General features: G+C 31.3%; 18 protein-coding genes and 1 pseudogene. 6 read left to right on the top strand and 13 right to left on the bottom strand.

The window, feature by feature from the left end:
- The first annotated feature begins 227 nt into the window (after nucleotides 1–227).
- On the top strand, nucleotides 228–1,481 hold the full coding sequence (locus NHG49_RS28720; protein ID WP_064474059.1) for an MFS transporter: 1,254 nt from the start codon (nucleotides 228–230) through the stop codon (nucleotides 1,479–1,481).
- 119 nt (nucleotides 1,482–1,600) lie between these two features.
- Entirely contained in the window at nucleotides 1,601–2,182 is a 582-nt protein-coding gene (locus tag NHG49_RS28715) for a hypothetical protein (RefSeq protein WP_222661543.1), read from the top strand.
- A 226-nt stretch (nucleotides 2,183–2,408) separates the two neighbouring features.
- On the opposite strand, the gene NHG49_RS28710 is transcribed toward NHG49_RS28715, so the two are convergent.
- The 12 genes from NHG49_RS28710 to NHG49_RS28655 form a co-directional block, all read right to left on the bottom strand.
- Nucleotides 2,409–3,536 carry a hypothetical protein gene (locus NHG49_RS28710; RefSeq protein ID WP_064474057.1) on the bottom strand — a complete coding sequence of 376 codons (1,128 nt, stop codon included), beginning with the start codon at nucleotides 3,534–3,536 and terminating at the stop codon, nucleotides 2,409–2,411.
- A gap of 341 nt (nucleotides 3,537–3,877) precedes the next feature.
- Nucleotides 3,878–5,299, bottom strand: a complete 1,422-nt coding sequence (locus NHG49_RS28705) for an MBL fold metallo-hydrolase (RefSeq protein WP_258126979.1) — start codon at nucleotides 5,297–5,299, stop codon at nucleotides 3,878–3,880.
- Nucleotides 5,300–5,365: 66 nt separating this feature from the next.
- Complete coding sequence (locus NHG49_RS28700; RefSeq protein ID WP_258126977.1) at nucleotides 5,366–6,565, bottom strand: NAD(P)/FAD-dependent oxidoreductase; 1,200 nt, start codon at nucleotides 6,563–6,565, stop codon at nucleotides 5,366–5,368.
- A gap of 439 nt (nucleotides 6,566–7,004) precedes the next feature.
- Complete coding sequence (locus NHG49_RS28695) at nucleotides 7,005–7,673, bottom strand: exosporium leader peptide-containing protein (protein ID WP_222661619.1); 669 nt, start codon at nucleotides 7,671–7,673, stop codon at nucleotides 7,005–7,007.
- Nucleotides 7,674–8,195: 522 nt separating this feature from the next.
- Nucleotides 8,196–8,840, bottom strand: a complete 645-nt coding sequence (locus NHG49_RS28690) for an HXXEE domain-containing protein (RefSeq protein WP_222661620.1) — start codon at nucleotides 8,838–8,840, stop codon at nucleotides 8,196–8,198.
- 8 nt (nucleotides 8,841–8,848) lie between these two features.
- Nucleotides 8,849–9,436: a TetR/AcrR family transcriptional regulator gene (locus NHG49_RS28685; RefSeq protein WP_064474052.1), complete on the bottom strand. Its 588-nt coding sequence runs from the start codon at nucleotides 9,434–9,436 to the stop codon at nucleotides 8,849–8,851.
- A gap of 621 nt (nucleotides 9,437–10,057) precedes the next feature.
- Nucleotides 10,058–12,040: a serine hydrolase domain-containing protein gene (locus NHG49_RS28680; RefSeq protein WP_308665768.1), complete on the bottom strand. Its 1,983-nt coding sequence runs from the start codon at nucleotides 12,038–12,040 to the stop codon at nucleotides 10,058–10,060.
- 395 nt (nucleotides 12,041–12,435) lie between these two features.
- A complete protein-coding gene (locus NHG49_RS28675; protein ID WP_046954493.1) occupies nucleotides 12,436–12,651 on the bottom strand; it encodes a DUF2164 family protein in 216 nt (71 codons plus the stop codon).
- Nucleotides 12,652–12,954: 303 nt separating this feature from the next.
- Entirely contained in the window at nucleotides 12,955–14,157 is a 1,203-nt protein-coding gene (locus NHG49_RS28670) for an MFS transporter (RefSeq protein ID WP_222661621.1), read from the bottom strand.
- Between the two features lie 74 nt (nucleotides 14,158–14,231).
- Nucleotides 14,232–15,281, bottom strand: coding sequence for a Gfo/Idh/MocA family protein (locus NHG49_RS28665; RefSeq protein ID WP_064474049.1), 1,050 nt, complete (start codon nucleotides 15,279–15,281; stop codon nucleotides 14,232–14,234).
- A 17-nt stretch (nucleotides 15,282–15,298) separates the two neighbouring features.
- Nucleotides 15,299–16,159 carry an HAD-IIB family hydrolase gene (locus tag NHG49_RS28660; RefSeq protein WP_088047397.1) on the bottom strand — a complete coding sequence of 287 codons (861 nt, stop codon included), beginning with the start codon at nucleotides 16,157–16,159 and terminating at the stop codon, nucleotides 15,299–15,301.
- Nucleotides 16,146–17,471 carry a DegT/DnrJ/EryC1/StrS aminotransferase family protein gene (locus NHG49_RS28655; RefSeq protein WP_016135571.1) on the bottom strand — a complete coding sequence of 442 codons (1,326 nt, stop codon included), beginning with the start codon at nucleotides 17,469–17,471 and terminating at the stop codon, nucleotides 16,146–16,148. The genes NHG49_RS28660 and NHG49_RS28655 overlap by 14 nt, the downstream gene beginning before the upstream one ends.
- A gap of 98 nt (nucleotides 17,472–17,569) precedes the next feature.
- Here NHG49_RS28655 and NHG49_RS28650 point away from each other — a divergent pair, with 98 nt between their 5' ends.
- The 4 genes and pseudogenes from NHG49_RS28650 (at nucleotide 17,570) to NHG49_RS28635 (ending at nucleotide 20,099) form a co-directional block, all read left to right on the top strand.
- Nucleotides 17,570–18,559 (top strand): LacI family DNA-binding transcriptional regulator, encoded by a 990-nt coding sequence (locus NHG49_RS28650; RefSeq protein ID WP_088047399.1) that lies wholly within the window; start codon nucleotides 17,570–17,572, stop codon nucleotides 18,557–18,559.
- Nucleotides 18,560–18,699: 140 nt separating this feature from the next.
- Nucleotides 18,700–18,840, top strand: a pseudogene (locus NHG49_RS28645) (tetratricopeptide repeat protein); the annotation flags it as partial.
- A complete protein-coding gene (locus NHG49_RS28640) occupies nucleotides 18,840–19,001 on the top strand; it encodes a hypothetical protein (RefSeq protein WP_081339476.1) in 162 nt (53 codons plus the stop codon). The pseudogene NHG49_RS28645 and the gene NHG49_RS28640, both read left to right, overlap by 1 nt.
- Nucleotides 19,002–19,724: 723 nt before the next feature.
- The gene (locus tag NHG49_RS28635) at nucleotides 19,725–20,099 is read left to right on the top strand and encodes a hypothetical protein (protein WP_222661622.1); all 375 of its coding nucleotides are present in this window, start codon (nucleotides 19,725–19,727) and stop codon (nucleotides 20,097–20,099) included.
- 475 nt (nucleotides 20,100–20,574) lie between these two features.
- Here the strand turns inward: NHG49_RS28635 and NHG49_RS28630 are convergent, their stop codons facing one another.
- On the bottom strand, nucleotides 20,575–20,910 hold the full coding sequence (locus NHG49_RS28630) for a hypothetical protein (RefSeq protein ID WP_222661623.1): 336 nt from the start codon (nucleotides 20,908–20,910) through the stop codon (nucleotides 20,575–20,577).
- Nucleotides 20,911–21,625 lie beyond the last annotated feature (715 nt).

Here is a 21,625-nt window from a genome sequence, read left to right as displayed (position 1 = left end):
TCATAAAAATAATGTATAGGGATTATATTAGTTACTTATGTACTTAAATCTATCTCATCACTGCCTTTATTACCTCAGAATAACAATATTTTATATTAATATAACTCTAATGCAGCAAGATTCTATTTCATTAGCCTTCTAATTAACTTGATTACTTAAATTCACCACTTTTAGTTTGTAAGCAAATTTTCAAAATTAAATACTTAAATTTGTGAGGTGGCCATACTATGCAACAACAAGTCGAATTAGATTCTTCTCTTGCTGTTTCTTCTAAAAAGACAATATGGAAAAATCGTACATTTACATTTGTATTTACAGGTTATACTTTGTCAATGTTTGGGAATTCATTTCACAGTATTGCTTTAAATCTCTGGGTACTGCAATCCACCGGTAGTGCTAAATTAATGTCTACCATTGCTATAACTCATATGGTTATGAGCATGTTATTTTCTTCCATCGCAGGTACTGTTGCTGATAGGGTCGATCGCAGAAAATTAATGTGGATAACAGATATGATACGAAGTCTTTTGATACTAGGTATTGCACTTTGTATTGCACTTCCTGGCACACCATTTATTCTCATTATTATCTTAACTGCCCTCACTTCTTGCGCAGGGCTATTTCAATCTCCCGCCTTCCATGCTTCCTTAATCGATATTGTAGGAAAAGAAAAAGTTCAACAAGCAACTGGTGTATTAAATGTCGCAGATAACGTTTCCCGAATATCAGGGCTAGCTATAGGAGGAATTGTCGTTGCAGCCTTTGGTGGGAGCATCGCTATTTCAGTCGACGCATTTACTTTTATGCTATCTGCCATTCTAGTGTTGTTAAGTGGAAAATTTCCTAATTCTATTAAAAAATCTGATGTGAAAAACTCATTTCATGAAGACCTTATTGCAGGCTTTAAGTATATATGGAAGAATCCATTTGCTAAGTCTATTATTATTCTCTCACCCACTTTAATTACATTTTTCACCGCTTCTTTAATGCTTATCCAGGTAATGTCTGTAAAAGTATGGAAAGCAAATCCTATTGAATTTGGAATAATAGAATCCAGTATTCCAATAGGTTATATGTTAGGCGCAGGGATTATCATCTTTTTTGATAAAAAATTACATCGTCGTGGTTGGTGGATAATTCTTAGTATGGTTTTATTGGCTCCAATCTTTGTAGGAATATCTTTTGCTCCATCAGTACTGTATGCAGTGCCTTTAATTCTACTCTTGGGAATACTTTTTTCGTTCTGCACACTCTTAGTCAATGTCATTATTAAGGTTGAAGTATCACCAGAATTGCAAGGTAGAACCTTTGGAACACTTGGTTCCCTTACGAGTATAGCATCACCAATTGCTCTAGCTATTTCCTCATTTTTTGCTGACATATATGGTCCACCATTAATCTTATTAATAAATGGAGTCTTATTATTTATTTCAGGGCTAATTGTGCTGTTCTTTCTTAAATCAATTAGATCATATAAATAATATTCTTTCGATATACCAAAAACACAATAAGTATCTAAACATGAAAAATGCAGAAAGTGTTAGGGATACCGATACCCACTCTTTCTGCATTTTTCTATACTACTTAAGGAGAGATTCATATGACAAAAAAAATCCTTCTACTAGGAACCTTTCTGTTAGCAGCTAGCCTATTAGGTTGCAAAGATACAGAACACAAGGATACTCTAAATAAAATGGAAACATCTCAAAAAAAGCATGAAGGTGAAAAAGAAAAAATTCCATTTAATAATATGACAGCAGAAGAATATTTGAAGAACTATAATAATATAAAGAGTACATTATCTACTCAGGGTGTCAAAATTCTCCCATTTAATCTTGAGCTAGAAAAAAAATCTAATACATATAGATTTTATTATCCAAAAACAAGAGATGATTTAGATAGAAATGCGAAATGGGTAAGTGTTATGTTAAGGGAAGGCGGAAAAATGATTGATGGAATTATGTATAATGGCCATGCAGATAAACCTACGATTAAAGCGATGATACAAGCTACTAACGTTACCTGGACTAATGAATTAGATCAATTAATTGAGTCAATTGGACATGAAGATTTTTCAAAAACAGTACAACTTGAAAAGATAAAACTATCAGTCAAAGGTAATTCGAAAAATATTACAGTTATGATAGATTCAATTAAGTTAAACCCACCTGAATCTCTTTAAAATAAATTATGTTCCAAATTTCTATTAAATATGTGACGCTCCTTTGATTTTACACTCAAAAGAAATTTATACAACTTTAAACACTTAAGTATAACTATGAACTATACAAAAAAATCGTCAGTGCTTTTAAACAGCCACTGACGATTTTTTATGCTCTTACACCATTGTGACAAAAAAGGCATCTGCAATATGCTCCACCTTCTTATTTAATCTTAATCCCAAATCATTATTCAATGATTTCAAAAAGATTATTACCATTATTACCACTTGGTAAAATGAATTTTACATGTTGGTCTGTTGGAATAGTTATATAATGATATTGATCGGGTTTGGTTAATTTAGTAGTACTTTTCCAAGCTCCTGAAGTCCAATAAGTTACTTGTGAAAAAAATGCTAGTGGCGGAAATTTCTCTGGATCAGATGGCTTATCATTTTCTGAAATAATTTCAGGTTTAATTCTAATTTTCTTTCCTGCCGCATTTTTAAATTGAAAGTCGTAAACAATTCCATAATTCCCTTCAAGAGTTGGGTTAGAATTTCCTAAATACCATAGAGGTGCTTCGTATTCATTAATACCAACACTGGATTGAGGATAGGCTTTACTTGTTTTTAAACCTACATAAAAGCTACTTGTTGTCGCATTATCAATAACAGCATACCTTTCATCGTAATTATAATTAGCAGTTGAAGTATTTTTATTATAATTTTTAACCTGTGGTGTTTTTATGGAATCAAAGATTTCTGAAGGGCTAGGGAACTGTCCATCTGGTTTTTTCTTTGAAACAAATTGACGTAGTGTTAATTTTGTATTCGGAATGAATTTAATTTTCCCATTAACTGCAAAAGTGTCTTCTACCTCTTTCTCTAATATAAATACATGGCCACCTGCTGGAATAGTAATAGCTTGATCATTGCTACTATTTCCATATTTAACTATAGTACTAGATGTAATCCCCATTATGTCCCACGAACCGTCAGGGCTAACCGGGTATGCCGCATTTACAGCGCTATTTTTAATTCTTATAGTTTGTGGTATACGATCTTCATTGTGTATAGCATATCCAAATTTCAATGTAGCCCCAGTATAATTTCGATTAAAAAATTCAGCACTATATTCTTGATTTGCTTCTAATATTCTTTCGTTTGTGTAGTAAGCATACTTACCATCGTCAAAGTTCGATCCCATATTTGGATTATCGTATACAACTTCAGGTGCATTTGTATATATATACTTTGCCCCGCCTTGGTTATATTTTACTTGTGTAATCGTAGAAGCATCTACCCCTCCTGAATCAGTTATTCCTAAAAACAAAAGTGACGATAGCAAAACTGATGAAAAAACTTTTCTTTTCAAAAATACAGCTCCCTTCCATTTATTACAACTAAATCTAGCATACGCTTCGCATACAATAAATGTAAATAAAATATACAGCTGTTGTTATTGAGAAATACTGATTCATTTGGATAAATTAATTAAATCTAATGTTATTAATTCATTCTAAAATATTTCATTAAATAAAATAAGCATCTCCCACTTTTAGTTCAATAGCTAGAAATAGGCGATGCAATTTCTAGCTATCGAACTAGATTTCTTTTTTATACCCTAACTGTATATTATCTATATTATAAGACTTAATAATTTCATAATATCTCGTTTATTTAGTTACAGGATTAAAAAACTAGTTTATAAAAAAATTAATTCTCGTATGGTAATCCCGACTTTTTCCACGCAAGAAATCCTCCCTTTAGATTAACTACTTCCTTTATACCAGCTCTTTGTAAAATACTAGCTGCTATAGCGGAACGTAACCCCGTTCGACATTGTAAAACTATTGGACAATTTTTCGGTACATCATCTAGCCGTTCAAGTAGATTACCTAAAGCAATATGTATTGCATCATAAAGATATCCTTCATCCCACTCTTTTTTACTACGCACATCGATAACCTTTACACTTCCATCTTTTATTAACGGATATAATTCATTTGATGTTTTTTCCTTATAAATTTCTAAATTTTGGCATCTTCGAATTACCTTTGAAGGTGCAAAAGCAATAATATTATCTAAGCCAATGGACTCAAAGTCTCTAATAACCTCCTCCGCTTTAACCTTTTCCTCATCTAGAATGATTAAAGTTTCTGTTTTATATTCTAGTAACCACCCACACCAAGTTGTGAAAGAATTGTTATACGGTATGTTAATTGATTTCTCGATGTGCCCAGAAGCAAAACTCTCTATATCCCTTATATCAACTATTTGCTGAACGCTCCTCATAACTTCTTGAAGTTCTTCTACTGTTTTAATAGCAAAAACTTCTCTCTTCTTACGAATTGGAGGACCATACTGATTTAAATTCTTCATTAATGAAAAATACTTTGGAGGCTCTGGCTGTCCCGTCAATAAAGTCGATACAAAATCACTTTCTTCATTACACTGAAATGCCCAATTGAACATCTTTTCATAGCCTAAGGTAGAAGTGGGAATTGCTCCTAATGCTTTTCCACATGCGCTTCCTGCACCATGTGATGGCCATATTTGCAAATAATCAGGGAGTGTTTTTATTTTTTGTATAGAATCAAATAATTCTTTCGCTCCTATTTTTGCGGTATCTTTCATACCTACAGCAGTTTCTAATAAATCGGGTCTTCCTATATCTCCAACAAATATAAAATCACCTGTGAATATTCCTATTGGCTTATCATTCTTATAGTTATTTTGACTTGTATCAGTTACTAAAAAAGAAATACTTTCAGGTGTATGCCCTGGTGTGTGAATTACATTAAATTTTATATGACCTACTTTAAACTCTGCCCCCTCTCTAACCAAATAATATCGACCTTCGTTAAGATATTGATATTTCCAATCACAATCTCCTTCATCAGATACATATAAATTGGCATGATAAAGAGTAGAAAGTTCTCTAGACCCAGAAAGAAAATCTGCATGAATGTGAGTTTCAGCCGCAGCAATTACTTCCATCCCCTCTTTCTTAGCAAATTCTATATATTGTTCTATATAGCGACCTGGATCAATTACAATTGCTACGCCTTCCTTCTGACAACCAACTAAATAAGAAGCATGTGCTAATTTTTCATCATAAAAATATTTTAAAAGCATAGCTATTCCCTCCAATTAGTTATTTCAAATTACTTTTCAACACTTGTAATCGCTTTCTATATTCTTCTATAGGATCCCTTTCAACATAAAGTTCCAATACATATAGGGCAACATATATCTTTTAAGTAAAAACATACTATATCGTTCTTTCGCTTGATTAAACGGAAACGTTTCTTGAGGCTCATGTTCATAGTTAAATTCAGCGAGTATAAGACTTTTATATCCTGTAACAATGGGGCACGATGTATATCCATCATATTTAGCATGCAAGTCTCTTCCGTTAAGTACGTCCATAATATTTTGTTTTAAGACAGGTATTTGTTTTCGAATTGCCGCTCCAGTTTTAGAGGTTGGTAAATTGGTACAATCTCCAAGTCCGAAAATATTCTTATACTGTACATGTTGCAAAGTATAAGGGTTTATATCTACCCAGCCCTGAGAATCACTTATTTCACTCTCTTTAATAAAATTAGGTGGCCCCATAGGTGGAACAACATGGATCATACTATACGGTACTGTCTCTCTTTTCAGTGTTTGCGTATCTTCAAAAATTGCCTCTTTCTTCTCAGCGATAATTTCTACTAAGTTTTTATTATAATTTGTTATTATTTTCTTTCTTTCAAGTACTTGTTCTAATGTATTAGCATATCGTGGAACCTGAAATATGTTAGCGTTCGCGGTATAAAACATTACTTCACTTTTGTTTCTTACACCGCTATTAGAAAAATACTCTTCTGCTAAATACATAATCTTTTGTGGAGCACCACCGCATTTAATAGGAGTATTGGGGTGGGTAAAAATCGCATTTCCTCCTTTGAATTTTTCGATTTCTTTCCAAGTAGAATCAACATATTTATAAGAATAATTGCTACAAACCCCATTAGTCCCAATAGACTCCTTTAAGCCTTTAATACCACCCCAATTTATTTGTATACCGGCTGCTACAATAAGAATCTCATATTCAAGTAGCATTCCATCATCTAAAAGTATCTTATTTTGATCTGGAAACAACTTAATAACACTTTTAGGAATCCACGTTGCTCCTTTTGGAATAAGTGATTCTTGATCACGCATCGTACATTCCTTTGAAACAATTCCTCCCCCAACTAAACTCCATAATGGTTGGAAGTAATGTTTTTTAGATGAATCAATAATAGCTATACTTTCTTTCAATAGGGGTACATTTCGTAACAAATGTGCAGTAGAAGATATTCCAGCAGTTCCAGCACCAATTACAACAATTTTATAACTTTCTCTGGTCTTCATTATCCTCCTCCTACCTGAAATTAGTTTTCAATTTAACTCATCGGAGTAATAATATTATTATAAGTTAAAAACACTCTTGTTTTATCTGATTTAAATGAATATTTTGTTAATATCACCCATCGACATTACTATATGGGGTAGCACCACATGGTCATCAACTTAAAAAATTAATTGTCACCCAAAACGAAAAAAATGAGACGAATTCTTATAAATAACTGTAAAAAGGTAGAATTCTCGTTATGGAGATGTCTAAGAATATCAGCTTGATGGGCATGGCGTGCTACCACAAGATTCAAAAATATTAACAAACTGAAAGAGCATGTTTTTAAAAACGTTTATTAAAAACATGCTCTTATTGTATTAAATGGCGAACTTTTTCACTTCTTATTGAACAGCTTCGTTCAATTTATTATTAAAATTTTTTCTCTAACGCCCGATATTAATCTGCAATTCTTGTTACCACTAAAGATGGATTTCCATAAGAAGAAACTTCACCTTGTGCAACATCAATTATAATACTTAATGAATCATTTGCATTTAATCTAATTAATACTGTTTTCCCGATGGTATACGCATTCAAAACGTTTGCAGGGACATCTGTACTTATAGATGTCGTACCTTCAAATTCACTTTCTTGAACAGGTGTAATGTCATTAATATATAACCTAAATTTTAAAACTGTATTTGCAGGGGTTAAATCACGATTAAAGACTCTTGCTGTTAAATCCATATTAATTTCATATATTCCACCACTCAACACTTGGATACTATTATTTAATAAATCTAGATTTGTTCCCAAAGATGGACCAAGATTCTGGAAAACTACTTTTTGGCCTACATTTGCTGTACGAAGTGTATTAGATCTATCATACAATGCTCCATAAGCTACAGTACTTCCAATTCCTGTTGGTCCCGTTAATCCGGTTTCTCCGGTTGATCCAGTGAATCCTGTAGGTCCTGTTATTCCAGTCGGACCAGTAGGACCTGTAGTCCCAGTCGAACCAGTGGGTCCTGTTGGCAATGTAAAAGGCGGGATAGGTGGCAATGTAGGACCCAGTAAGTTCGGATCAAATGCTGCTCCAATCAAAAATTCATTTTCTTTATTCATGCACACATCTCCTTATGATGCTTGTACTTACCATAATTATTAAATGCTCATTACTAGACAAATGATCTTCACATAAGCGGAATTTCTCCTTTTTATTTTACAAAATATGAAAAAAAGCTTGTAGCTGGATTTATTATGCTTGGTCTAAATCTTCCGAATTGGATGTACGGAGGGAATTTCCTTTTTACAGATGGATGGTGATATGAAAGATGATGAATTTAATAAATATATAGAAACTATGAATAAGGTAGTAAAATAATTGATTTAGAATGGTGGTATATGGAGTACCGCCACATGCCCATCAACTTAAGAATTTTATGACATCCAAAAACGAAAATTTGCCCCTTTTACAGTTATTTATACAATTTGGCTCATTTTTTTCGTTTTGGTGAACAATTAATTTCTTAAGTTGATTGCGATATAGTGATACCCCAAAATACAAAAATCTCCTTCAAAAAAAGGCACCTACGCACCTTTTGTAATCCACTTGTACTTTATTCTGCATCCAAAATCCCTTCTGAATCACTTTAATGCATCATTGTACGGACCTAATTGCTTTTTAGAAAAATAATAATTTGTCTCCTTACTTTTCAGTAACATATTTCCTTTTATAATTAAAAAATAGGTAGCTACTAGAAAATAGATTATCCCTAATATCCAATCCAAATTTGTAGCTAAATTGTGTAAAAGAACATATCTCATATATGCATAACCAATCGGAACATGTAGTAATACAACCGCACCTAATCCTGGGTTGTATATTGTTTTAGCTTTTATATTCGCAAAAATACCATGCCATATGAATTGAAAAAATCCCATTAAAATAGGGGCCAACCCAAGCCATATAATATTTGGAAAGAAAACCGGAAGTAAATAAAAAACATACGCAATCAAAATATTTATTACCATAGCAGATTGTGTATTTAATGGATAGCGATCTGGTATATCACTTTTAAATATAACTACATTAAACAGACCAGCAAAATAACCTGGCCAACGATACTCTTCAAATTGATGCACTAAAATGGCTACAAAACTTAACGCTAACAGTACTTTTATTTCACTCATTTCTCCAAAATTGGTGACCAAACAACCTACGACAACAATTGCCATAACTAACCCTACATCACACCAATGCTTTCTAAAGAAACTAATCATCTCTATCACCCACTATCTCAATTTTTATAAAAATAGCGTTCAAATAGGAAATCAATTTGCTTTTCTACAGGCAGTATTCTTATATCTGCCCCTGATTCAAGAATTGGCATCATTAATGCTGGAAGAAAAATGGATCCGAATATTTGCACTGTCATCATCATTAAAATTTCCTGATCCGTTTCATTTGTTATTTCACTCAAAATATTCTTCACTTTACTAAAACCGAGCCTCTTCAAAAAATCTCCATATTCGTATTGAGATGTAAATACCGTAGTTCCCATTGCAATAATTTTCCTAACTAACTCGGGGTATTGCCGAATTACTAGTACATAATCAAGTAAAAATATTTTTAATCTTTCTTTTGCTGGCACTTTAATATCATCTAAAATAGAAAAAGTGTATTGAAAGCTAATTAATAAGACTTTAATTGTTTCACTAATCAACTTTTCTTTTGAGCCAAAATGGTAATTGATAAGCGCAATATTAGTATCTGACAATGCCGCAATTTTTCTTATTGTTACACTTTCGAAGCCTTTGTCTTTAATTAACTCTAATGTTGTATTTAAAATCTTTTCTTTCGTAGATATGTTTTCATTTCCCCTCAACTTATCTCCTCCTCTAAAATTTATCAATTAAACAACGTTTTAAACATTGTTTAAATTTATAGTATCACCTTCAATTTTTAATATCAATTTAATCCTTTCGACATTTCCGATTCCCTATTCTTTTTTATCTTTGTTATTAAAGTTTATATATACATTTGAGAACGTCTTTGTTGTTTTCCAGTCCCTCCATAATGTGAGCAGTCAGTAATTTTAATAATTGAACTGTTGTGTAAATAATCAAATAAATTAACATTATTTTCCTTAACTAAAAAAGATGAACACAATTTTTTATACATCATATTTGTTGGTATCTAGTGTATTACTAAGACCTAGCTTGGACTGAATCCCCTTGTTGTAGATTTTTATTTTATTATTAATAATTACGGTATATGAAATTATTAATAATAAAATAAAAAAAAGCTCCCCTGAAAGGAGCTCCTCACCTTACAAAACATTTAAGAAATCCTTCTATTACCAGCTCTACTTAAGATTTGGAGCATGGTTATAACTTATTCATCCCTGTTTGTTACGATAAATCATTGATCGAAGACTATTCTTTTTCTGTGTATTATTTCAAGCTCTTTAGATGTTTTCTTTTTGTGAAATTTACCTCAAAACAAATTAACTAGATAACAAAACGTAAAATAACAATGCTGCTGCCTCTTGTCGTTTCATACTTTGTTTTGATAGATAATCTGCTGATCCATCTTCATTATATATAACCTCAGGCCCTACTAAACGATGACCTACAATGTTTTTCACGGATTCTATTGCCCAATCATCAGTTTCTCCTTTTAATGTTGCATCTGCAGATGGCGCTCCTAACATTTTTAAATACTGCCAGGTAATCCATGCTGCTTCTTGTCTAGTAATTGCACGGTCTGGAGAGAATTGTTCCCCTTCTTTTTCATATAAAATACCAAATTCATATAACTTTTGAATATGTGGTGCATACGGATGATTTTTCACATCAGAAAACACTGGTTCTTTTTTTGAAGGTGGTGAAAAGTAAGCAATTTGAGATAACCAATATGCAAATTCTGCCCGTGTAAGAGAAGATTCTGGATTGAAATTCCCCTCCTTATTTGCTTGTAATACCTCGTATTGATGTAAAGGATTTATAAACTTAGCATACGGATGATTTTCATCTACGTCTTTAAATCTCTCGGGCTCACTTAACTTCACTGCTGAGCTGCCAGAGTTCCAATGTATCATTTCTTTCACAGTACCATCTTTGTGAAGTTTAAATGCCATATAATTCCCTTTTTCATCCTCAAATAGTAAAGGGTCTATTTGTTTTAGCTCCTGTTTACCATATACTTTATCACTTACATATAACTTTCCTTCACTTATGGTTACATGTGACATTAGGTTTTTTAATCTCAAATCACGATAAACACCTTCAAATTTCTTTAATTCTTCTTCATTAGGGGTTAAATATTCAGGCTTTGTTTTATCTGGAAAATAGTGATTCATAAAATCATCAAATACTTCAACAGGAAGTGCTGAACTATCTTTATTTGTAACAACAAAAACTCCAATTTTATGCTCTGGAATTAACCACATTAAAGATGAAAAACCTGGTATATTTCCACCTTTACCGAACACATATTGCCCATTATGACTTTGTGGTGAAAAGAACTCAAATCCGTATGTCATGTTAGGGTATTTGGGATGTAAAGCAAATTTTGTTTTTTGCATATCTTCTACAGTTTCTTTTTGTAGTATTTGGTTATTTTTAAATTTACCATCATTCAATTGAGCAATCATGAAATTGGCTACATCACTCCCTGTAGAAAACATACTCCCTTGTGGCATATCTGTTGGTCTAGTTTGGTAAAATGGGATGGCATTACCTGTAGCATCATATCCTGTTGCTAACTTTTCTTTAATAAAATTAGTCATAACAAAACTACTATTATGCATTTCTAGAGGGTAAAAAATATTTTTGGCCATATATTTATAAAAAGGTGTGTTTGTCAGATTTTGAACAATATACCCTTGAAGCATAGAAGCAAAATTATCATATGTATATGTATCTCCTGGCTTTCTCACTACAGTGGGCATATTATCTTCTACATAATCTTTAAGCATTGTATAATCATTTTCTTGATAATGGATGTCCTCGGGTCTAGGATCTACGTAATCAAACCCTGTTGTATGGGTAAGTAAATGCTCCATTGTAACTGGTTCACCCATGTTATTTTGGTACTTTAATCCCCCCATATAATTTACTATATCTTTATTTAAATCAATTTTTCCTTGTTCAACTAACTGCATGACAGCACTAGCAGTAAAAACTTTTGATATTGACGCTAATCGAAAAACTGTTTTTTTAGGATCGATGGGAGTATTCTTTTCTTTATTGGAAAATCCGAATCCCTTTTGAAATAGAATTTGATTATCCTTTACAACGACAAGAGCTACACCAGCCGCGTTTTCTTTTTTCATTTTCTCTGGGATTACTTTATTGGTGAACGCTTCTATATCTTTAGGATTTAATGTTATTGGTGCAACAGTTTCGGCTTTTGAATAATTGCTCCCCAAAAAAACTAACAAAAAACAAACACTTACAGCTACTAACCTTTGAAAATAAATTTTCATTCTTTTGTTCCTATTCCCCAAATTATTTCCCCCTTTAAAACTAGATTTATTGATTATTCATCTATAGGTTTACCAACCATATTCTACCATTATATAGGTATTTTTTCTAATTTCATTTCTATTCTGCCATTTATTAACCGTTCCGCTTTTGAATTAGTATATATATATCATTAGGTCTTAGTTGTAGAGTGTGCTATAGCATACAAAAATGCGGGATAGTCTTTAATGTAGACTTTCATCGACAGTTTTTTCATAACATCCTATATGAAGAAAACACCCATCCTTTATAATCAATAAAATTGGATGGGTGTTTTATAACGCATTACTTATTCTATTCTTACTGGGTATTAAGATATCTAAAATGATATTATAGTTTTTCAATTCTCATTTAAAGTCTATTGACTGTATATATCTTTCTCTATATTCTTTAACAACATTTCCAACCTGTCCCTAGTAACTTGATTAAAATGTGGATTTAATTCCTTTATTATGAATTCAAGTAACTCATAGCTTATGTATTCACCCAATTCCAGTGAATATTGTTCAGCTAAAAAAGACTTTAATTTTTTAGAGATAACAATCTTATCCTTTTTACTAATCTTTATCTCCATTCGATAACAAACCCCTCTTAGATTAATCTGAAAAGCTAATTAAAATAACTTTTTATTACTTATGAAAATATGTTCTTTACCACCTTATTGTATATACAACAAGGCATTCTTTTCATATCATGACATTCAATCACCTGAAAACTGTTCACTATTGCATATCATTTTTATTTTTGAAGTAACTCTGATTTCTATATTACACATTACAATATATAAAACAAAGCCCAAATACGGAATTTTTAACTTTATCAATTTTTTTAGAGATTCCACATAATATTACCTTTTTCACATTATGAAAAATTTTTTCTATAAATTTTTCATACTTTCTACTTTTTTGGTACTTTCATTACTGTAAGTTGAAATTTTCCTCATTTTTAAAATAATACAACCTAGACTAAATGCAAAAAGAGAAAATATCCCAAAAGTAACAGTGATAGTATTTAATGATAGACTCCAGCTAATTAGGAAAGATACTAATGCCCCCCCTAAACTGGCCGATGCAATAAATAGACTAGTCACTTGATCAATATTATTTTCCATAATACGGGAAGCTAGGATTAATGTTATTGGAAAAACACCCGCTATGACTAAACCAATAATAAAGATGATAAACAAATACATACCTGTACCTCGAACAAAGGGAAATAGAGATAAAAGAATCACTAATGTAAAGCAACTATATGTAATGTATGTCCAATAATTAAATTTATGGGCTAGCTTACCTACAAGTAATCTTCCTATAACTATTGCTAGCCAAAAACAAGATATACTTACTGAACTGATTAATTCATTATTGGTAAGAATCATTATTGTAGATAAAAAATTTGCAAGATTAGTTTCTATGCCTGCATATAAGAATGCAAAAAGTGAAATAAATAATATAACTGTAATCTTTTCACTTTTAAATTTTAGAGTAAATGAGGAAAGGGATACTCCTCCCTTTTCATTATTTTGAGGAGAAAAATTCAGAAATTTTGTACGTCCAAACATGTACCAAACAAATAGTGTAAAAATAAAGAATAGTAATATCCCATAAAGAATAAAATACCATTCATAAAATTTTATAATATAATTAACTAGTAACGGAAACCCTAGCGCCCCAACCCCAAACCATACTTCGAGAATGCTAAATTTAGCAGCACTATTCCTTTCTGCTGAAATAATAAAGGAACCCACCGTAGTTTCTAACAAACCTGCTCCATAGCCTAATACAAAGCAAATAACGGCTAAATATGCCCATTCTTTAATATATATAAAACCTCCTAGAACAATGGACATTACTAAAACACCTAATGTTATAGTTTTAAAATAATGATACTTTCTTACTAGTATGGGTGAACTTAGAACACCGAATAAAAAACCTGTGAATTGAAAAAATATTAAAACACCTAATTGATCAGGGGTTCTTCCATAATATTGTATTAATGAAGGAATTAAACTACCTATGCAAACATGTATTATTCCTACAATAAAATAAAACAAGCAACCATAATAAAACATTAACCGCATCTTTTCTCAACTCCAATCCAAAATAAAAACAGGGATTTAAGTAAATGTTCTAAACCCCTGTTTTTACCATAAAACTAAATAGTTGCTACAGATCGTTCTTTATTACTACTGCTCTTATCAAAAAACATATCCAATATAACTTGTGAACGAAATCCATCTTCAAATGTTGCTACAGACTTTTTAGGTCCACCTTCCGCAGCCTTTGCCCATTCTATAATTTCACTTCTAAAAGAATCAGACCATTCAAAAATCTCATTTTCTGGATCGACTAGTAAAGGTAATGGTAATGGGATTTCATGTTTTTCCAATCCATCAAAGAGTACATATTTATTTGGCTCTTTAGAAGAATACTTATATTCTTTCTTCGTACCTATTACCTCTATACTAAAACCACAATCGTCAAGAAACGAACTTTTAGATGTTGTAATATTAACAAAAACCTTATTTTTCAATTGGCCATACACCTCAGCATAGTCATCAACAAATACTGGTTTGCTTTCTTTTTCCTTAACATTTGTTTTAATTTTAGTACGAACGGTATCCTCTCTAAAATCACTCTCGAACAAAAACCATAGTAAGTCTATTAGATGGATCCCCAAATCTCCCAAGGCCCCACTAGTTTTATTACTTTGAAAATCATCTCGCCAAGTAAACGAAGTTCTTCTAAAAGCGCTATTCTTTTTAAAATGCAATCTTATCACTACTATATCCCCTAATTCTTCATTTTGAATTAATTGTTTTAAAGCCTTTACATAAGATAAGTAGCGATAGTTAAAACCCATTGAAGCGACTAAATTAGTATTTTTTGCTATTGTCATCATATATTTTGCTTCTTCACAAGAGATTGCCATTGGCTTTTCACATAACACATGTTTGTTTTTTAATAGCGCTTGAACAGCTTGAGATTTATGACAAAAATTCGGGGAAGATATTATTACCCCCTCAACTACTTCTAGTAACTCTTCATAGCTATTAAAAACCTTCCCACCAAAATCCCCTATCAATTTATCGGCATTCTCATAATTAACATCATACACTCCAACTAATTTACAATTATCAACAGTTGATAATGCTCTAGAATGAGCTCTTGCAATACTTCCTGCACCTATAATTCCAATATTCATTATATGAACATCCCCTTTTAATTAATAATGTGCTTTAGAGTATTTAAAATTCCAATCGAGTATTCACCTTGAGCTAACATTGAGTGTATTTTTTTAGCCTCTTCTGTTGCATTTTCTACTAAATAACCATGTCTTACAGCTTGTAGCATTCTTAAATCATTCCCACTATCTCCAAAAGCTATTGCATTTGTTTTATCTAGTTCGTACTTGTCTAAAATAAATTTCACTATCTCATCTTTACCTGTTCCAAGTGGAATAAAATCTACATCATAGCAATTTTCTGGATCACCAGCTAATGGATTACATTTGTTAATATTAACTCCAACTTGGAATATTTCTCCGATTTCTTCTATCTTTTCTAAATTCTTTGCATCAATAAATTCATTTTGCTCTTCATAATAAAAATTAAATTTGTACTTAGAACTTCCTAATTGTGTCTGAGGTCTTAAAAAAATTTCATATTTTATTTCTAGCAATTTAAGAATTCTTTCAATCTTTGAAGAATCAAAACCACCCTCTATAATTCTCCCTTCCCAAATTTGATCATCTATAGTAGTCCCATTACTATCAAAGTACGTTATTTCTGTACCTAATCCACTCGCCACAAAATGAGGGAAATACTGCATACCACCCTTTTTCATTTTTTCAACAATTGATTCTAAACTACTTCCCGTTACCCAACCAATTACTAAATCCCCTTTACTTCCGTGTTCATACAAATACTTTTCTAACAATTTCATATTGCTTCTTTTAGAATCATCCATGTTATGAGGATAATAAGTTTCATCAAAATCACAGAACACTACATATTTAGGCTTTTTAACCTGCGGTAGTCTTTCAAAATTTAAAGACTTTAAAACTTCATTATTTATTGACATTGAATAATCCCTCCAAAACGAAATTTTGCTCTTCTAACATCATGTTTGGGTGTAAAGGTAAATGTAATATTTCTTTATGAACTTGCTCTGTATTTAATATATTTTTTTGCAAATCATTTTCCTTTACCCACTTAGTATTTTGTTTATGAGATAATACCGGATAATAAATATCTGTTTCAATGTTATACAATTGGTACAATTTATTTTTCAACTCGTCTCTTCTTCCATTTTCAACTCTAATCGGAAAAAGGTGCCAGACATTATCTTCTGTCATCTTAGGTAGCTTAATTAATTCTCTATCTTCTAATTCCTTTAAATCACGTATATATCGTTGAGCTAAATACGCTCTTTTTAAATTGTTGTATGATAAATACTTAATTCTTTCCAAACCAATCGCTGCTTGCAAATTATCAATTTTAGAATTGAATCCAAAGTCTAATACCTTTTTATTTTTTTTATCAATTTCAAATCCATGATAACTATATTGATTGCAACGTATTGCAAGAGTTTCATTATCGGTAACTATTGCACCTGCCTTACCACATACACCAAAATTCTTATATGGGTTAAAACTAAGAACAATAATATCTCCATATTCTCCAAGATTTGAAGAACCAATAGCTTGACATGCATCTTCAATAACTCTTAATTGATATATATCCGCGATTTCACGAATTTTTTTCATTTCACATTGTTTACCATACAAATGTACAGGCAAAATGCATTTAGTTTTTTGGGTGATAGCTTCTTCGATTTTAGAAGGATCAATACAATAACTCTTCTGATCTATATCTACAAATATAGGTTTTGCTCCGACTGCTAACACAGCATTTTCAGTAGCAGCAAAACTATTAGCTGGCATAATTACTTCATCCCCCGGCTGGATACCAATAGATAACAATGACACCATAAGAGCATCTGTGCCACTACTTGTTGCAATTACAAACTTTTTATTTAAATAACTTCCGATTACTTCTTCTAGTTTTTTTGAAAATGGTCCACTTGTGAATTGACCTGTCGGTAAAACATCTTTTAAAACCCCTATAATTTTTTCAACCTCATCTTGAGAAATCAACCGATTAACTGGCATAAATTCTATTTTCTGTATATTTTTTCTGCTATAATTGAAAATATCTTTTTCTATATCAATATCTATTTTCAATTTGTTTTCCCTAAATAATTTCTCTTTCATCTTGTGATTCGGTAATATATTACTAATTTCAAATTCTTTTTCTTTTGTTTCCCCCTGGAGGCACTTTAATAAAGCTAAATTGTCTTTACTATGTCCAGAAATTGTAGTAAGAGTTTTCACGTTAAATCACCTCTAAGAAATTATTTTGAAAATCATGAGTAGACTATATTTTATGTTATCGATTACATGTCAACATATTTTTTACGGAGGGTTTCTCTATGGTAACAATTAATGAAATAGCTAAATTATGTAATGTATCAAATGCTACGGTTTCAAGAGTTCTAAATAATCATCCTTATGTAAATTCAGAAAAACGTGAGAAAATAATAAAAGTAATGCAAGAATTCAACTATACTCCTAGTTCTATTGCAAGGAATCTTAGGATAAATAAGACACAAACCATTGCACTATCAATTCCCAATATAGATCATCCCTTTTTCGGAAAATTAGCTAGAGAAATTTCTAAAGAATTATTAAAGCATAATTACAAATTGCTAATTTATCAGACTTTTTATGAGAAAAAAATTGAACTTGAATTACTTTCCTTACTAAAGAATAAAGCTGTAGATGGTGTAATTCTCGCATCCCTAGAAAATAGTTGGGAAAATATAGAGCATTATTTAGCATATGGGCCCATAATACTTTGTAATGAGTATGAGGAAAATGCACCTATTCCGGTAATTTGTTACGATGAATTTGAAGCTGGATACAAAGCTGTTAAACATTTAATAAGCAAAGGTCATAAAAAAATTGGCTTTTGTTTTGATTCTCTTAATAGTCAAGCACAATTAAAACGCCAACAAGGTTATCTGCATGCCTTAAAAGAAAAACAATTACCATTCAATAAAAAATGGCTATTTGGAGATGCAATTACTATTAATGATGGGTTTAGAATTTTTGAGAAGCTAGATAAATTAAAAGATAAACCTACTGCATTATTTACAGGAAATGATCAAGTTGCTGCTGGAGTCATTAAAGGAGCTACTATTAAAGGATATTCTATTCCAACTGACTTAGCTGTTTGTGGTTATGATAATCAATTAATTTGTACAGTTACAACCCCAACAATTAGTACTATTGATATTCCAATTGTTAAACTGAGTAAACGAACCGTTAACGAGATACTACTATATATAAATACAGATGAATCTATTAAACGTAAAATTATCGAATATCCTACTAACTTAATTATTCGTGAATCTACATAATTAAAATAAATGTTTCTGCTTAAATTTATCTATTATATAAAAAGAGGACGTAAATAATAATGCGTCCTCTTTTTATATTAAGCTAAAACAATCCATTAAAATGCTTTTCACGAAGCCAAATATATAATGTTATTAAGAAAGAATGGGAATATGTTGTCGAATACGCTGAATTATTTGCTACAAAATGTAGACAATTAGAGAACCACCAAAAGGTAAGTGACTATTTCCATATTTGTTACCAAGCAAGAAGAAAATCAATTGAAAAAGGAGTGTTCAAATAATGAAAAAAATCAGCCTATTATTATCAGGTGTTGCTTTTATTGGGGTTCTAACGGTGGGAATTTCTCAGTTTTCTAAAACAGATCAGCTTGCTACCCATGGACATTATCCTGCTCCTTCATATAGTGTTGGCGATCATGGTGGTGCACCACAACAAAATTAATATAAGTGTATTTAAAGACCCTCCATTTGGAAGGTCTTTAAATATCAAAATATGTATTGTTCTTTTTGGCTACGCCAAACCAAAATTCTTCTCTCATCTATCATCCAGCACTCTCTTAAGACAGGAGAGCTCTTTCGGAAAATCCGTTAAATAATAGAAATAGACTAACTATTATATCTACCAACTCTTCATATGCAATATTACATGCGAAGAGTCTTAAATATTTTGTTATACTATGTATGTGGATTTTTCATCCAAAAATCCTCTTAAACGCATATTTATGTATATGCCACCCTAATTGATGAAAGTGAGAAAAATGTGTATCATTTTTCTCACTTTTTTTATTTAAATTGTGGTCTTGTACTTGATTCTTTAGTTATTTTATATGATAAAAACTCAAAAAGAGAATCCACTTTTCAAAATCATCCTATCGAATCAATTATTGTCTAATAATACCACATCATCTTTATCAACTCATTTTAGAATATTTGAACAATAATTTTATATACAAGATCTGCATAAATTATTCATTTTCATTTATATAAGGCCTACATTTTCACTTCTGATAAATTCTTGAACATTGAATTATTATTCACAAACCAAAAAACACGAAGTATTTTGTAGAATTTTGTCTATCAATATGTATGTACACCCTTATGTAGTGGATATAGACTGTGAGGTGTAAGGAGGTACCTTGCAAAATAATGAAAAGGAGATTATAAAATGATTAGATTAACAAATTTCTCAAAGTTAGCATTTGCAACTTTAATTGTGGGAAGTAGTTTAAGCGTCTTTGTGTCGTCACACAGTGTACAAGCTGACACCTTAGATCATAATTACCAAGACACTATAAGTTTCATACCACCTTCTAGTGCTAGGCAAACATTGGAACAAAAAAACACTATTGTTCCAGAATCAAAAGTTATTAAAAACCATTATGTAAAATACTCTAAAACACATTTCCAATCTAAAGAAAGTATACCAAAAGAAATTTATTATTCTTCAGAAGGTTTTAAGGGCTATATACAGGCAAGTACCGTTTTGGATATGGGAAATCATTTCGTAACGCTATATTCTGGAACCGTTATTCGATGTTAGATTTTTAATCCTACCTCTTATAATGATCAATAGCGCACTGCCAATACTGTAATATCTATTGTTCAAAAAATAAACCACAAAATCTTTTGATTTCATGGTTTATCAAATATAAAGATAATGCTAAACGAATACTCTAACATTACCTTCCCCAAAGTTAATTATAGAGTATTTTCCCCAAAAAGACACTCTTGTAGTGTCTTTTTTATAATATTTTGATTTACTCTCATCTTACTTTTGTTAAATTAAGATATGTAATAATACATATTATTTCGATTGCATATTATGATATACTTTCGTTGTGAGCTGATACGTAATTTCTTTAAATTAAAAAACTAAAACCTCATTTACCCAATTGGGGGCGCCTTATGGCGTCTTTTTTTATTCTCTTGAAGTAAAAAACAGGACCGTAATATCATTGTTCAAAAAAATTGTATACTTTAACAAGAATTCCACCTACTAACACTTATTTTGGGGGCTAAATATTTGTTTCAACATAATAATTTTCCATCTCGTATATGCAATAAACAATGATAGCTAAACTCCAACTGACACCATAATAATCATGTGTGTAGAAGTCATAACCTGCCTTAATACCTTTTTCTATTACAACCAACGTAAATCCTAATGCCATCCATTTGTTAATTTTCATCTTAATAAACGTTTTAGCTATAAGTATTAAAAATAAAATATTTATAAGGCAGTTTATCATTAGCTCATACTTTTGAATGTATACTGCCATTATACAAGCAGTGATATTAGTCGCAATACCAAAGGCAACCACGGCTCCCCAAATCCTGTCCGAAATTCCCACTCCTGATTCAGTCCCTTCCCTAATAACATTACATTCTTTTCCTTAATTCGTTCCTACACCCTATTCAAGGTATGCTGTATTATCCTTGTCTGATGAATATCTATTTATCTTTTCATATAGTGCAAACAAAATTTCCTCTCATAATTTTCTCTTTATTAGGCAAACTAGGTTTAAGCCGTTTGAACTAGCGGCTTCACTCTTCTGATATGGGGTTGCAATTTATAGTAATTGACTAACTCATTCAGTCCATTGGCAATGGCAGGCAACAAAATTGTTGTCTGCCATTTTCATGTATACTTTTTCTAATTTCATTCCAAACCATACGTTTGCTTTACTGATTTTGAAAAGGACGGAATTTGATTTTGAATAAGTAAAAAAGATAAAGCTCAGTCCACTTTTGGTATAGGACATTTTCTTTTTACATATACTATTTTTGAGCCTTTTTACCATTACTTGTCCTATTGGTGTCTTAAATTCCTCCTAAAAAAGGGCGGCAGATACGACTGCATGCCCTTTTTTATTTATATTGCTGTTCTCTATCCAATAAACCAAATGAAAACTAAAAATGTACTATTACATATTCTGTTCAGTCCAGATTATGTTAAAATTTCTTATGTTGTTTATTTCATAGTCGAATTATGGTTTTGTATCTAATTCAACAATATGTGAGCTGTATACCAAAAGAAAAGACACCCGAAAGGTGTCTTTTCTTCTT

Origin of the sequence: Bacillus sp. IBL03825 (assembly GCF_024712505.1) — a bacterium.
Classification (GTDB): Bacteria; Bacillota; Bacilli; order Bacillales; family Bacillaceae_G; genus Bacillus_A; species Bacillus_A wiedmannii.
The sequence above is the reverse complement of the archived record's forward strand: the minus strand, read 5'-3'. Positions and strand labels throughout refer to the sequence as shown.

Excerpts from the sequence above, each read along its gene's own strand:
- NHG49_RS28720 (WP_064474059.1), top strand. The coding sequence starts at position 228 with ATGCAACAACAAGTCGAATTAGATTCTTCTCTTGCTGTTTCTTCTAAA.
- NHG49_RS28715 (WP_222661543.1), top strand. The coding sequence starts at position 1,601 with ATGACAAAAAAAATCCTTCTACTAGGAACCTTTCTGTTAGCAGCTAGC.
- NHG49_RS28705 (WP_258126979.1), bottom strand. The coding sequence starts at position 5,299 with ATGCTTTTAAAATATTTTTATGATGAAAAATTAGCACATGCTTCTTAT.
- NHG49_RS28700 (WP_258126977.1), bottom strand. The coding sequence starts at position 6,565 with ATGAAGACCAGAGAAAGTTATAAAATTGTTGTAATTGGTGCTGGAACT.
- NHG49_RS28695 (WP_222661619.1), bottom strand. The coding sequence starts at position 7,673 with ATGAATAAAGAAAATGAATTTTTGATTGGAGCAGCATTTGATCCGAAC.
- NHG49_RS28680 (WP_308665768.1), bottom strand. The coding sequence starts at position 12,040 with ATGAAAATTTATTTTCAAAGGTTAGTAGCTGTAAGTGTTTGTTTTTTG.
- NHG49_RS28675 (WP_046954493.1), bottom strand. The coding sequence starts at position 12,651 with ATGGAGATAAAGATTAGTAAAAAGGATAAGATTGTTATCTCTAAAAAA.
- NHG49_RS28670 (WP_222661621.1), bottom strand. The coding sequence starts at position 14,157 with ATGCGGTTAATGTTTTATTATGGTTGCTTGTTTTATTTTATTGTAGGA.
- NHG49_RS28665 (WP_064474049.1), bottom strand. The coding sequence starts at position 15,281 with ATGAATATTGGAATTATAGGTGCAGGAAGTATTGCAAGAGCTCATTCT.
- NHG49_RS28660 (WP_088047397.1), bottom strand. The coding sequence starts at position 16,159 with ATGTCAATAAATAATGAAGTTTTAAAGTCTTTAAATTTTGAAAGACTA.
- NHG49_RS28650 (WP_088047399.1), top strand. The coding sequence starts at position 17,570 with ATGGTAACAATTAATGAAATAGCTAAATTATGTAATGTATCAAATGCT.
- NHG49_RS28640 (WP_081339476.1), top strand. The coding sequence starts at position 18,840 with ATGAAAAAAATCAGCCTATTATTATCAGGTGTTGCTTTTATTGGGGTT.
- NHG49_RS28635 (WP_222661622.1), top strand. The coding sequence starts at position 19,725 with ATGATTAGATTAACAAATTTCTCAAAGTTAGCATTTGCAACTTTAATT.